Source organism: Diaphorobacter sp. C33 (assembly GCF_030503915.1).
Classification (GTDB): domain Bacteria; phylum Pseudomonadota; class Gammaproteobacteria; order Burkholderiales; family Burkholderiaceae_C; genus Diaphorobacter; species Diaphorobacter nitroreducens.
The window spans coordinates 367,565-380,601 of record NZ_CP129980.1; the positions used below are offsets into that span (position 1 = coordinate 367,565).

Annotated in this window: 13 protein-coding genes; 10 read left to right on the forward strand and 3 right to left on the reverse strand. The window is 67.7% G+C overall.

Features of this window, described 5'->3' with window-relative positions; genetic code table 11:
• Positions 1-37: 37 nt before the first annotated feature.
• Complete coding sequence (locus QY917_RS01790; protein WP_088887392.1) at positions 38-1,360, forward strand: glycerate kinase; 1,323 nt, start codon at positions 38-40, stop codon at positions 1,358-1,360.
• Between the two features lie 320 nt (positions 1,361-1,680).
• Entirely contained in the window at positions 1,681-2,031 is a 351-nt protein-coding gene (gene uraH / locus QY917_RS01795; protein WP_011804556.1) for a hydroxyisourate hydrolase, read from the forward strand.
• A 185-nt stretch (positions 2,032-2,216) separates the two neighbouring features.
• On the opposite strand, the gene QY917_RS01800 is transcribed toward uraH, so the two are convergent.
• Complete coding sequence (locus QY917_RS01800) at positions 2,217-2,690, reverse strand: hypothetical protein (RefSeq protein WP_015912752.1); 474 nt, start codon at positions 2,688-2,690, stop codon at positions 2,217-2,219.
• A 160-nt stretch (positions 2,691-2,850) separates the two neighbouring features.
• On the opposite strand from QY917_RS01800, the gene xdhC reads away from it, so the two are divergent.
• On the forward strand, positions 2,851-3,675 hold the full coding sequence (gene xdhC / locus QY917_RS01805; protein ID WP_123675190.1) for a xanthine dehydrogenase accessory protein XdhC: 825 nt from the start codon (positions 2,851-2,853) through the stop codon (positions 3,673-3,675).
• Between the two features lie 73 nt (positions 3,676-3,748).
• Here the strand turns inward: xdhC and QY917_RS01810 are convergent, their stop codons facing one another.
• Positions 3,749-5,206: an aldehyde dehydrogenase family protein gene (locus tag QY917_RS01810; protein WP_123675191.1), complete on the reverse strand. Its 1,458-nt coding sequence runs from the start codon at positions 5,204-5,206 to the stop codon at positions 3,749-3,751.
• 117 nt (positions 5,207-5,323) lie between these two features.
• Between QY917_RS01810 and QY917_RS01815 the strand changes: the two genes are divergently transcribed.
• The 7 genes from QY917_RS01815 (at position 5,324) to QY917_RS01845 (ending at position 12,296) form a co-directional block, all read left to right on the forward strand.
• On the forward strand, positions 5,324-6,016 hold the full coding sequence (locus tag QY917_RS01815) for a GntR family transcriptional regulator (RefSeq protein ID WP_041835929.1): 693 nt from the start codon (positions 5,324-5,326) through the stop codon (positions 6,014-6,016).
• A gap of 188 nt (positions 6,017-6,204) precedes the next feature.
• Positions 6,205-7,407 (forward strand): urate hydroxylase PuuD, encoded by a 1,203-nt coding sequence (locus QY917_RS01820; RefSeq protein WP_123675192.1) that lies wholly within the window; start codon positions 6,205-6,207, stop codon positions 7,405-7,407.
• Positions 7,408-7,440: 33 nt separating this feature from the next.
• Positions 7,441-8,724, forward strand: coding sequence for a guanine deaminase (gene guaD, locus QY917_RS01825; RefSeq protein ID WP_123675193.1), 1,284 nt, complete (start codon positions 7,441-7,443; stop codon positions 8,722-8,724).
• Between the two features lie 90 nt (positions 8,725-8,814).
• Complete coding sequence (gene dcd / locus QY917_RS01830) at positions 8,815-9,381, forward strand: dCTP deaminase (protein WP_123675194.1); 567 nt, start codon at positions 8,815-8,817, stop codon at positions 9,379-9,381.
• A 153-nt stretch (positions 9,382-9,534) separates the two neighbouring features.
• Positions 9,535-9,783, forward strand: coding sequence for a hypothetical protein (locus QY917_RS01835; RefSeq protein WP_103737251.1), 249 nt, complete (start codon positions 9,535-9,537; stop codon positions 9,781-9,783).
• Positions 9,784-9,862: 79 nt separating this feature from the next.
• Complete coding sequence (locus tag QY917_RS01840; protein WP_011804564.1) at positions 9,863-10,726, forward strand: neutral zinc metallopeptidase; 864 nt, start codon at positions 9,863-9,865, stop codon at positions 10,724-10,726.
• A gap of 115 nt (positions 10,727-10,841) precedes the next feature.
• Complete coding sequence (locus tag QY917_RS01845) at positions 10,842-12,296, forward strand: DEAD/DEAH box helicase (protein WP_088887388.1); 1,455 nt, start codon at positions 10,842-10,844, stop codon at positions 12,294-12,296.
• A 93-nt stretch (positions 12,297-12,389) separates the two neighbouring features.
• Here QY917_RS01845 and QY917_RS01850 read toward each other — a convergent pair whose 3' ends face one another.
• On the reverse strand, positions 12,390-13,001 hold the full coding sequence (locus QY917_RS01850) for a nitrous oxide reductase accessory protein NosL (RefSeq protein WP_123675195.1): 612 nt from the start codon (positions 12,999-13,001) through the stop codon (positions 12,390-12,392).
• Positions 13,002-13,037: the final 36 nt, after the last annotated feature.

The following is a 13,037-nucleotide window of genomic DNA, read 5'->3' on the forward strand; positions in this document are numbered from 1 at the left end:
GCGTGCTTTGGATAATGCGCGGCGGAGACAACGACCCATGACCATGACAGCCCCAGACCCCTTGCGCGACCCTCAGGCCTTCCTGCTGCACCTCTACCGCGTGGCGGTGCAGCGCGCCCAGCCCTTGCACAGCATGGCGCAGCATCTGCCGCCGCCACCCAAGGGGCGCACCGTGGTGCTGGGCGCGGGCAAGGCGGGTGCCTCCATGGCGCAGGCGCTGGAGGCGCTGTGGCCGCAGGATGCACCGCTGTCGGGGCTGGTGGTCACGCGCTACGGCCACATACCGCCGCGGCCCGAGGGGCTGGCGCAGCGCCTGGAAGTCGTCGAGGCCGCGCACCCCGTGCCCGACGCGGCGGGCCTGGCCGCGGCTGAGCGCATCCTGGCGCTGACCCGCGGGCTGACCGAAGACGACCTGGTACTGTGTCTCATCTCGGGCGGTGGCTCGGCGCTGCTCACGCTGCCGGCCGAAGGCATCACGCTGGAGGAGAAACAACGCATCAACCGCGCACTGCTGGAAAGCGGCGCCGCCATCGGCGAGATGAACTGCGTGCGCAAGCACCTCTCGCGCATCAAGGGCGGTCGCCTGGCGGCAGCCTGCGCGCCGGCGCGCGTCGTCACGCTGACCATCAGCGATGTGCCGGGGGACGACCCCTCCGTGATCGCCAGCGGCCCCACGGTCCCCGACGCCAGCACCTGCGCTGACGCGCTGGACATCCTGGCGCGCTACCGCATCGACATTCCCGCCGCCGTGCACACAGCGCTGCAGGCCGGTGCGCTGGAAACCCCCAAGCCCGGCGATGTCCGCTTTGCCGGCCATGCGGTGCACATGATCGCGACACCCCAGCAGTCGCTGCAGGCAGCGGCGGATGCGGCGCGCGCGGCGGGGGTGGCGGCGTACATCCTGTCCGACGAGATGGAGGGCGAGTCGCGCGAGGTGGGCAAGGTGCACGCCGCGCTGGCGCGTGCGGTGGCGCGCCACGGCCAGCCGTTTGCGCGGCCGTGCGTGATTCTTTCGGGCGGCGAGACCACGGTCACCGTGCGCCCGCGCGCCCCGGGCGCGCCGAAGGGGCGCGGCGGCCGCGCGGGCGAGTTCTGCATGGGCCTGGCGCAGGCGCTGCAGGGGCAGGAAGGGGTGTGGGCGCTGGCGGCCGATACCGACGGCATCGACGGCGTGGAAGACAATGCCGGCGCACGCGTGGCACCCGACACGCTGGCGCGCGCGGCGGCGCAGGGCGCACGCATCGGCGACCATCTGGACCGCAACGACGCCTACGGCTACTTCGAGCGGCTGGGCGATCTGGTCGTCACCGGGCCCACGCACACCAATGTGAACGACTTTCGCGCGCTACTTGTTTTGTAGCTTGCCACGCCTGCTGTTGCTGGATTTCAGATACGAATGCATCTGAATGCGGCTTCTATAAAGCGCTGGAAGCTCACTTTTTTGATCTGCTGGCGCGGGCGCGCCCTGCCTGAGTGCGCGCGGCCTGCCGGCTGTTCCCCATCAGGCGATCCGCGCGGCAACTGTCCTGGACGGCGCACCACAGGACGTGGCGTTTATCGCGTACAGAAGTTGTATACACTTTGATCGTAGGGAGGGGAGCGTATCAATCGCTTGCCCATTCGCCAGCGCATTCCTCATCACCATCGGCGGGCCGCGCCTTGCCATCAGGAGACTTCACCATGGGCCTCAGCACCCACGTTCTTGACACCATGCACGGTTGCCCCGCGGCGGGCATGGTGGTGGCGCTGTATGCCACGCAGGGTGACCAGGCCACGCTGGTCAAGCGCCTGGTGCTCAACCCCGATGGGCGCACCGATGCGCCGCTGTTCGACAACGCCAGCCTGCGCACCGGCACCTACCGGCTGACGTTTGATGTGGGGGCGTATTTCAAGGCGAAGGGCGTGATGCTGCCCGAGCCCTCATTCCTGGACCGCGTGAGCCTGGACTTCGGCATCGCCCACGCCGACCAGCACTACCACGTGCCGTTGCTGGTCAGCCCCTGGAGCTACTCCACCTACCGCGGGTCCTGATGCTGCAAGCCCGCGCCGTGTGCCGCGTGGCGCAGGGCAACGCGGAGCCAATTCTTGCGAGTCGCGCATGCCTGCTTTGGGCGGGCTGCGGCGGTGCAGATGCCCGCAGTCGCTACGGCTATTGCTGTGATTCGCGCCTTGCAAACCAGGGCGCGCGCCATCGCAGAGGCCTGTGCGGCGGCGTCTTAGAGCTGGCCCTCGGTCAGCGTGTCGAGCTGAAAATTCCCGGACTTGTCCCACAGCCAGGTGTCTGTGTAGGTCACGCGCGCCATGCGCGTGGGCACGGGGAAGGGCGCTGCCGCGCGCACCGTGCGTTCGATCTCGGCCACCACGTCGGGCGCGTGGCGGGGCGCACGCATCCAGCGCAGCGAAGTCACGCGGCCCGCGCGGTCGATGTCCACCTCCAGCACGCCAATGGCGTGCAGCAGCGGCGGCAGCTTGCCCTTGTAGATGCGCGCTGCATTCAGGCCATAAATGTGGCTGGCGGCATCCTGCCGGTAGGCGCGCGGGGTGGCCGCGGAGGACGCGCGTGCCGAGCCCTGGGCGGCCGGCACCGGACCGGTGACGCGCGCGTCGCTGCCCGGTAGGCGCGAGTCCTGGGCGGAGGGCGCCTCGGGCCCCGACTTGCAGGCCGAGACGATCGCCGCGACCAATGCCATCACCCCGGCGGGCAGCCACCACGTTCGGCGCGCACGGGATGCACGCTGGGCCGAAGAGGACTGGGCAGAAGGCAGCTGTGGCATGGTGTTTGTCGCTATGCTGTACCGCGGCCACGACCAAGGCGGTGGCGCGCATGAATCAAGCTGGAGGAATCAGCGAGTGAAGGCATTGGACTGCCTGCTGGAGCGTATCAAGACCGCACCCGCCTGCCTGGTGACGGTGGAGTCTACCCAAGGCTCGGCGCCGCGGGAAGCCGGGGCATGGCTGGCGGTGTTCGCGGTGGGCAACGACTTCGTCGGCACCATCGGCGGCGGCCATCTGGAACTGCAGGCGCTGCGCGAAGCGCGTGAACGCCTGGCGGAGCACCTGGCTGGCAACCCTTCGCGCATGCCGCTCGTGCGATATGGGCTGGGCCCCAGCCTGGGGCAGTGCTGCGGCGGCGTGGTGCAGCTGCGGTTTGAATGCGTGGGGGCTGCTGACGCGCCGGCCTTGCGCGAGCGCCTGGCACCGCGGCTGCAGCCGGTGGCGCTTTTCGGCGGCGGCCATGTGGGGCATGCACTGGCGCGGGTGCTGGCACCGCTGCCGTTTGCGCTGCACTGGATCGACAGCCGCGATGGCGTGTTCCCGCCGCAGGAGGACGACGCGTCCGTGGTCTGTGAACAGTCCGACCCGGTACAGGCGGCCGTGCCGGGCCTGGCGCCGCAGTCCTTCGTGCTCATCATGAGCTTCAGCCACGCGGAGGATCTGGACATCGTGGCGGCGTGCCTCGCACGGCAGCGTGCGCGCGGCGATCTGCCGTTCATCGGCCTGATCGGCAGCCGCACCAAGTGGGCCACCTTCCGCCACCGGCTGGCGGCGCGGGGGTTCTCGGATACCGAGCTGGCGCAGGTGACCTGCCCGATCGGCGTGCCCGGAATCGCCGGCAAGCAGCCCGAGGTGATCGCCGTGGCCGTGGCCGCGCAGTTGCTGCAGCGGCTGGCCTGAGATTGCGTATAAAAATGGCTGCTGGCGCTTATGGAGCGAGCGCCAGCAGCTATTAATACAGGAGTTGCGTGGGTCACGCCAGCGTATAGGCCGTCTTCACCGTCGTGAAGAACTCCTGCGCATAACGGCCTTGTTCCCGCGGGCCGTAGCTGGAGCCCTTGCGCCCGCCGAAGGGCACGTGGTAGTCCACCCCGGCCGTGGGCAGGTTCACCATCACCATGCCCGCCTGTGCATGGCGTTTGAAGTGCGTGGCGTATTTCAGGCTGGTGGTGGCAATGCCGGCGGACAGGCCGAATTCGGTGTCATTCGCCACGGCCAGGGCTTCGTCGTAGTCGCGCACGCGGGTCACGCTGGCCACGGGGCCGAACACCTCTTCGCGGTTGATGCGCATCGCCGGCGCCGTATCCACGAACAGCGCGGGCGCCATGAAGAAGCCTTCGTTGCCGCTGCCCGTGTGGCAGGCCACGCGCAGGCCGCCGGCCGCCAGCACGCCGCCCTCGGCCTTGGCGATCTCTACGTACGACAGGTCTTGCTCCAGCTGCGCCTGGCTCACCACCGGGCCCACGTCGGTGCCCGTGGCCAGCGCGTCGCCCACTTTGATTTTCGCCATGCGTGCCTGGAGCGCCTCGATGAACTTCGGGTAGATGCCCTGGGTGACGATCAGGCGGCTGGACGCCGTGCAGCGCTGGCCCGTGGAATAGAACGCGCTCTGTGCGGACAGCTCCACCGCCTGCGCGAGGTCGGCATCGTCCAGCACCACCTGCGGATTCTTGCCGCCCATCTCCAGCTGCACCTTTTTGCCGTTCTGCACGCACGCCTGGGCGATGCCGCGGCCCACGCCGACCGATCCGGTGAAGCTGATGGCGGCCACGCCGGGGTGCTGCACCAGCGCCTCGCCGATCACGCGCCCGCGGCCCATCACCAGGTTGAACACGCCGGCGGGGATGCCCGAGCGGTGGATGATCTCGGCCAGCGCCCACGCGCTGCCGGGCACCAGGTCGGCGGGCTTCAACACCACGCAGTTGCCGAACGCCAGGGCCGGCGCGATCTTCCAGGCGGGGATGGCCATGGGGAAGTTCCACGGCGTGATCAGGCCCACGACGCCGATGGGCTCGCGCGTGACCTCCACGCCGATGCCGGGCCGCACCGAGGGCACGGTCTCGCCCGCCAGGCGCAGGCATTCGCCGGCGAAAAACTTGAAGATCTGCCCGGCGCGGGCGACTTCGCCGATGCCTTCTGCGCGGGTCTTGCCTTCCTCGCGCGCCAGCAGCGCGCCCAGTTCCTCGCGCCGCGCGAGGATTTCATTGCCGATCTTGTCCAGCGCATCGTGGCGCGCCTGGATGCCCGACGTGCTCCATGCGGGGAAGGCAGCGGTGGCGGCCGCCACGGCGGCGTCCACGTGCGAGGCGTCGCCCTGGGCGTATTCGCCCACCACATCGGCCAGGTTGCTGGGATTGGTGTTGGGCGCGGCCTGGGACGTGGAAACCCATTCGCCGTTGATGAGCAGGCCGTGGGGGGAGGAAGCAGACATGGGAATCCTTGGGAAGTGTGTGGACAGAGAAAAGGAGAGGCGGGCACGGCCGTGAAGGCGTGCCATTTGAAATATTGGAACACTAATATATTAGTGCACGAATGCGAGAATCCACGTATGCCCATACTGACCAAGTTCCGCCTTGACCGTTCGCGCCTGGCCGCCCCGCAGGTCTTCGAAAGCCTGCGCGAGGCCATTCTGACGCTGGAGCTGGTGCCCGGCGCGATGCTGGTGCGCAGCGACCTGGCCGGGCAATTCGGCGTGAGCCAGACGCCCATCCGCGAGGCGCTGCTGCGCCTGGAAGAGGAGGGCTTGGTGGAAGTCTTTCCCCAGCACGCCACGCTGGTCAGCCGCATCGACGTGGCGGCTGCGCGCGAAGCGCACTTCCTGCGCCGCTCCATCGAGCTGGAGATCGTGCGCACGCTGGCGCTGCAGCCGCCCCCCGGCCTGGTAGTGCAATTGCAGGCGCAGTGCGCACTGCAGGAATCGCTGGCCGCCGCGCAGCGCTATGACGACTTTCTGGGTGCGGACCATGGCTTTCACCGCCTGATGTATGAGGCGGCCGGCGTCATGGGCCTGTGGGCGCTGGTGCGCCGCTACTCCGGCCATGTGGATCGCTTGCGCCGCCTGCACCTACCCACCGCAGGCAAGACGGGCGTCATCATGCGCCAGCACCGGGCCATCCTCGACGCCATTGACCGGCAGAACGCTCCCGCGGCCCAGGAGGCGTTGCGCGAGCACCTGTCGGGCACGCTCAGCGCGGTGGACGACGTATGCGCCCAGCATCCGGATTACATCCTGCAGGGTTAGGGACAATCCCTGGGCCATTCCAGCGGCCGTTGCCAGAAAAGTGCATACACTTCTTGTTCACAAAACGGGTCGCAGCGGTGCCCCGGCAGCTTCCTGCCACGGTGCGCGGCCCCTCTTTTTCTGCTCAGAGCGCCCGCAGTGGTGAGCAGCTTGCAGGTGGCCCGCCGGGCCGCCAAGGTTGAAACACGATGGAAAGCTACTTCCTCGACTGGGCCAATCTGCTGCTGCGCTGGCTGCACGTCATCACTGCCATCGCCTGGGTGGGCTCCTCGTTCTACTTCGTCTTTCTGGACAGCAGCCTCACGCCGCCGGTCGACGAGGACCTGAAGCGCCAGGGCGTGAACGGCGAGCTTTGGGCTGTGCATGGCGGGGGCTTCTACCACCCGGTCAAGTTCAACGTGGCGCCCCCGAAGCTGCCGGACCATCTGCACTGGTTCTTCTGGGAGAGCTATACCACCTGGCTCAGCGGCTTTGCGCTGCTCACGGTTTCGTATCTGTGGAACGCGGGCATCTACCTGGTGCATCCGGCTAACCCGCTCATGTCGCCCGCCATGGCCATCGTGGCGGCACTGGCCTTTCTGGTGGTGTTCTGGCTGCTGTACGACGGCATCTGCCGCGTGTTCGGCCAGAAGGCCAACGGCGATGCCACCGTGGGGGCGCTGGTGCTGGTCCTGGTGTGCATCGCCGCGTGGCTGGCCTGCCGCATCTTTCCCGGCCAGGCGGCCTTCCTGCTGATGGGCGCGATGCTCGCCACCTCGATGAGCGCCAACGTGTTCTTCTGGATCATTCCCGGCCAGCGCAAGGTGGTGGCGGCACTGAAGGCCGGCCAGCCGGTGGACCCGGTGCATGGCAAGCGCGGCAAGCAACGCAGCGTGCACAACACGTACTTCACGCTGCCGGTGCTGTTCGCCATGCTCTCCAACCACTACGGCTGGCTCTACAACCATGGGCAGAACTGGCTGGTACTGATCCTCATGATGTTCGCAGGCGCGGCCATTCGCCAGTTCTTCGTGATGCGCCACGGCTACAAGCTGGGCCGCAACGGCCATCCCTGGCCCTATGCGGCCGTGGGCGTGGTGGTGCTGCTGGGCGTGGTGGTATGGCTCAAGCCGGCTGCGCCGGCCGTGTCCGCCGCCGCGCCGGCCGCCGCAGGCTACGAACAACTGCACGCCGTCATACAAAAACACTGCGTGGTGTGCCACAGCGCCAACACCGCGCAGAAGAACGTGAAGTTCGACACCCCGCAGGACGTGAAGAGCCACGCGCAGCAGATCTACCAACAGGTGGTGCAGCTGCGCAAGATGCCGTTTGGCAACCCGGGCGCACTGTCCGACGAAGAGCGCGAAACCTTCAAACGCTGGTACGAAAACGGCGCCAGCATCGCGCCCTGACGCCCCCCGGTATTGCGGGCATCATCCGGGGCCATGCACCTTTACCGATCTGCGCTCCTGCGCTTTGCCGACGACGGCACGGCCCTGTACGAAGAAGACGGCCTGTTGGCCACCGCACCCGATGACCGGGGCGTGCAGCGCGTGCACGCCGCCGGCGCGTGGCGCGCGCTGGCGCCCCTTTATTTTTCTCAGGCCTCGCAGCCGGTGACCCACTGGCCTGGCCGCATCATTGCACCCGGCTTCGTGGACATGCATGTGCACTACCCGCAGCTGGACGTGATCGGCTCGCCCGCCGAAGGCCTGCTGCCCTGGCTGGAGAACTACACCTTTCCGCACGAGTCGCGATTCGCCGATGCCGGCTACGCCGCGGGGGTGGCGGGCTTCTTCCTGGATGAGCTGCAGCGCAACGGCGTGACCACGGCGCTCACCTTCGCCACCTCGCATCCGGGCTCGGTGGATGCGCTGATGGCGCAGGCACATGCGCGGCGGCTGCGCCTGATTGCCGGCAAGGTGCTGCAAGACCGCCACTCGCCCGACGGCGTGCGCGACGCGACCGAGCAATCCCTCATTGATACCGAAGCGCTCATCCAGCGCTGGCACGGCAAGGGGCGGCTGGGCTATGCGATCACGCCGCGTTTTGCCCCCACCAGTACGCCGCAGCAGCTGAGCGGCGCGGGTGCTCTGGCCGCGCGCTACCCCGACGTATGGGTGCAGTCCCATGTGGCGGAGAACCAGCAGGAGATCTGCTGGGCGCGGGAGCTGTTCCCCGGCACGCGCAGCTACCTGGATGTGTATGCCCGTGTCGGCCTGCTGCGTGAGCGCGCGGTGTACGCGCATTGCATCCATTTCGACGACGAGGACCGCGCCGCCATGCGCGAGAGCGGCGCGGTGGCTGCCGTGTGCCCCACGAGCAACCTGTTCCTGGGCAGTGGCCAGTTTGACTTTGCGGGCGCGGACCGCATGGGCTTCGGCTACGGCTTGGCCAGCGACGTGGGCGGCGGCACCAGCTTCAGCCCTTTCCACACGATGCTGGCCGCGTACTACGTAGGCCGGGAGGGGCAGACCAAGACGGGACTGAGCCTGGCGCCGCAACGGCTGTGGTGGCTGCATACCGCCGGTGCCGCGCGGGCGTTGGGGCTGGATGGCGTGGTGGGCAACCTGGAGCCGGGTTGCGAAGCCGACTTCGTGGTGCTGAATCCTGCAGCGACCCCGCTGCTGGCGCGGCGCACGGCGGGCGCCGCCCACCTGGACGAACTGCTGTTCGCGATGATCGTGCTCGGCGACGACCGTTTGATCGAGCGCACGGTCATTGCATGAAATATTTGCCTCTGACGCTTATGTATCAAGCGCCAGCAGCTATCATTTAAGTAGCTTTCATTCACCTAGAATACGCGCCAGGAGTACCCCATGAGCATCAAGAGCGACAAATGGATCCGCCGCATGGCCGAGCAGCACGGCATGATCGAGCCGTTCGAGCCCGGCCAGATCCGGCAGCAGGGCGGGCGCAAGATCATCAGCTACGGCACCAGCAGCTACGGCTACGACATTCGCTGCGCGCGCGAATTCAAGGTCTTTACCAACATCCACAGCACCGTGGTGGACCCGAAGAACTTCGACGAAAAGAGCTTCGTGGACTTCGAAGGCGACTACTGCATCATCCCGCCCAACAGCTTCGCGCTTGCGCGCACCGTGGAGTACTTCCGCATCCCGCGCGACGTGCTCACCGTCTGCCTGGGCAAGAGCACCTATGCGCGCTGCGGCATCATCGTCAACGTCACGCCGTTCGAGCCCGAGTGGGAAGGCTACGTGACGCTGGAGTTCTCCAACACTACGCCGCTGCCCGCCAAGATCTACGCGGGCGAGGGCTGCGCGCAGGTGCTTTTCTTCCAGGGTGACGAGGAATGTGCCGTGAGCTACAAGGACCGCAACGGCAAATACCAGGGCCAGCACGGGGTGACGCTGCCCAAGGCCTGAAGGACCTGCCTAAAGGACCGCGGCCTGGACCGTGGGGTGCGCGCCGACTCCTGCGCCGGCGCTTGCCGCCGTCCTACACGCAGGCTGGCCCTGCGCCGGTGGTACGGCTGCGTGGCGCTGCCTAGGATGGCTGCAGTGTTTCAGGAGTACTGCATGTCCCGCCCCATCCATGATCCCGCCTCCCCCGCTGCGCCCCGGCCATGGGATCCGCCCGTGAAGTCTGCGCCCACGCCCAGCCTCTGGATGTGGCTGGGTGCCGCCATCGTCATCCTTGCGCAGTTGTGGGTGCTGCAGGCGGTGGTGGAACGCCACACGCACCAAGCCCACGAACGGATGGCGAAGTACGTCAACCACACGCTGCAGCCGCGCCCGTCGCAGGACATGTTGCTGGCCGCGCAGTAGTGCGCGGCGCGAAATCCCGAGGGTGCCGCCGCGGGCGTAACATCGGCGGCTGGTGCGTCGTGCACGCAGGAGATCACCCATGAGATGGGAAGGCAATCGCGAATCGGACAACGTGGAAGACCGGCGCAGCGGCGGCGGGGGCGGCTTCATCGGCGGACGCTCGATCGGCATTGGCACCATCGTTGTGGCGCTCATCGGCTGGGGTGTGTTTGGCATCAACCCGCTGACCACCATCGGCGTACTGTCGGGCGGGGGCGCGCCGCAGGTCCAACAGGGGCCGGCCCAGCGTCCGCCGCAGGGCGACCGTGAGGCCGCCTTCGTCTCCACCGTCCTGGCGTCCACGGAGGATGTGTGGGCGCAGGTGTTCCAGCAAGGTGGGGCGCAGTACCGCCAGCCCAAGTTGGTGCTCTACCGCGGCGCCACGCCCACGGCCTGTGGTACGGGGCAGAGCGCGATGGGGCCGTTTTACTGCCCCGGGGACCAAAAGGTGTACCTGGACATGGATTTCTTCGACACCATGAGTCGCCAGCTGGGTGCGCCAGGCGAATTTGCCCGCGCCTACGTGATCGCGCACGAGGTCGGCCACCATGTGCAGACCCTGCTGGGCACCACCGGCAAGGTGGACGGCATGCGCGGGCGCGTGAGCCAGCGCGAGCAGAACGCGCTGTCGGTACGGCTGGAGCTGCAGGCCGACTGCTACGCCGGCATTTGGGCCCACCATTCGCAACAGGCCAAGAACTGGCTGGAGCAGGGCGACATCGAGTCCGCGGTGAACGCCGCCGAGCAGATCGGTGACGACGCGCTGCAGCGCCAGCAGACTGGCACCGTGCGGCCCGATGCCTTTACCCACGGCTCCAGCGCGCAGCGCGTGCGGTGGTTCACGCAGGGGTTCAAGACCGGCAGTGTGCAGGGCTGCAACACTTTCAACGCACAGTCGCTTTGACACCGTGAACGCACGCTAAGCCGTCGTTTTCGCGCCAAGCAGGAGACGCCCCGGTACAGGCCGTTGACGGCCTTGTTGGCCTTCGCCGCTGCTGCAATGCGACAATAGCGGCTTCATGACACAACCCTATTCCACTCTTGCGCTGGCCGAGCCGCTCAAGCGCGCCGTAGCCGAGATGGGCTACGAGAACATGACGCCGATCCAGGCGCAGGCGATCCCTGTCGTGCTGACCGGCAAGGACGTGATGGGTGCGGCGCAAACCGGCACCGGCAAGACGGCGGCCTTTTCGCTGCCGTTGCTGCAGCGCCTGCTCAAGCACGAGAACAGTTCAGCCTCTCCCGCGCGCCACCCTGTGCGGGCGCTCGTGCTGCTGCCCACGCGCGAGCTGGCGGACCAGGTGGCGCAGCAGATCGCGCTGTACGCCAAGTACACCAAGCTGCGCAGCACGGTGGTGTTTGGCGGCATGGACATGAAGCCGCAGACCATCGAGCTGAAAAAGGGCGTCGAGGTGCTGGTGGCCACGCCCGGCCGTCTGCTGGACCATATCGAGGCCAAGAACGCGGTGCTCAATCAGGTCGAGTACGTGGTGCTGGACGAGGCCGACCGCATGCTGGACATTGGCTTCCTGCCCGACCTGCAGCGCATCCTCTCCTACCTGCCCAAGCAGCGCACCACGCTGCTGTTCTCCGCCACCTTCTCGCCCGAGATCAAGCGCCTGGCCGGCAGCTATCTGCAGGACCCGATCACCATCGAGGTCGCGCGCCCCAACGAGACCGCCTCCACCGTGGAGCAGCGCTTCTTCGCGGTAGACGGCGACGACAAGCGCCGCGCCATCCGCCATGTGCTGAACGAGCGCGGCCTCAAGCAGGCCTTCATCTTCGTGAACAGCAAGCTGGGCTGCGCGCGCCTGGCCCGCAGCCTGGAGCGCGACGGCCTCAAGACCGCCGCGCTGCATGGCGACAAGAGCCAGGACGAGCGATTGAAGGCGCTGGAAGCCTTCAAGAGCGGCGAGGTGGACCTGCTGGTCTGCACCGACGTGGCGGCGCGGGGCCTGGACATCAAGGACGTGCCTGCGGTGTTCAATTACGACGTGCCCTTCAATGCAGAGGACTACGTGCACCGCATCGGCCGTACGGGCCGCGCCGGCGCATCGGGTCTGGCTGTCACGCTGGCGGCCAGCAGCGATACCCGCCTGGTGGCGGATATCGAGAAGCTCATCAAGAAGAAGATTGAGCTGGAACCGCTGGAATTGCAGGAAGATCGTCCGCGGGGCCGCTACAACGACGGCCGCCGCGCCTGGGGCGGCGACGATTCGGGCGAGGGCGCTCCAGCCGCCCCCCGCAGTCGTGAGCGCAGCGCGTACCGCTCCGCGCCTGCGGCGTCTCGCGATCCGTTCTTCGACAAGCCTTACGAGGCCAGCACCTCGGCCGGTGCGTCGGCGAGCTGGGAGGTGGCACCCAAGGCATCGCCCGCGCGTGGCGGCATCTCCGCCAACATCAAGCCCAAGCGCAAATTACCCGCCTTGTTCAAGGCACCGCAGGCCTCTACGGCCGAGCCATCAACCCACTGAAAACACAGGCCGCCGTTCAGCGGCCTTTTCAATAAAAAATGCGCCTAGCGCTTGCGGAATAAGCGCTGATAGCTATGTTTTTAATAGCGAGTGCTAGGGGTGATTGTGCCCGCCAGGGCCCGCCAACTGCGCGATCAGGGGGGCATCCACGGCGCCAAAGGCGAGCACTGTGCCGCCGCGCTGCGCGGCAAAGGCCTGTGCGGCCTCCCGTGTCGAGAACGCGGGCAGATTGCCGGCGCGCATCGGCCCCCGCGCCGACGAGCCGTGCACGTAATAGGCAGACAGCGCGTCCGTCCAGCGGGCACCGCCCGCGGCCGTAGGGCGAGCGGTGTCGGTGACGTAGTGCGCCATGATGTCCCGTGCATTGCGGCCGGGGCTGTAGCGGGCCACGTCCTGCAGGTACATGAACAACGACAGGGGCGAGTCGAAAAACTGTGCGTCGCCATTGCGAAAGATGACCTGCGCCGCCCAGTCGGGCGAACGGGCGGGGAACATGCCGCATACGGGGCAGCGCGCATCCACCGGAATGGGGCGCGCTGCCGTGGGCGGCAGGCCTGACGCGGGGTCGTACGGCGTCGGGGGTGCGACGATGCACACGTCCGGCTCCAGGGCGGGAGCCGGCTCGGGCCGCAGCGCGCTGCGCAGGCCCGGCACGCCCCAGAGCCCGCCCGCCGCAGCTGCAAACACCAGCGCGCCCGCAACCATGCGCCTGCGGCGTGGCTGGTGCGGCGGAGGACTCAG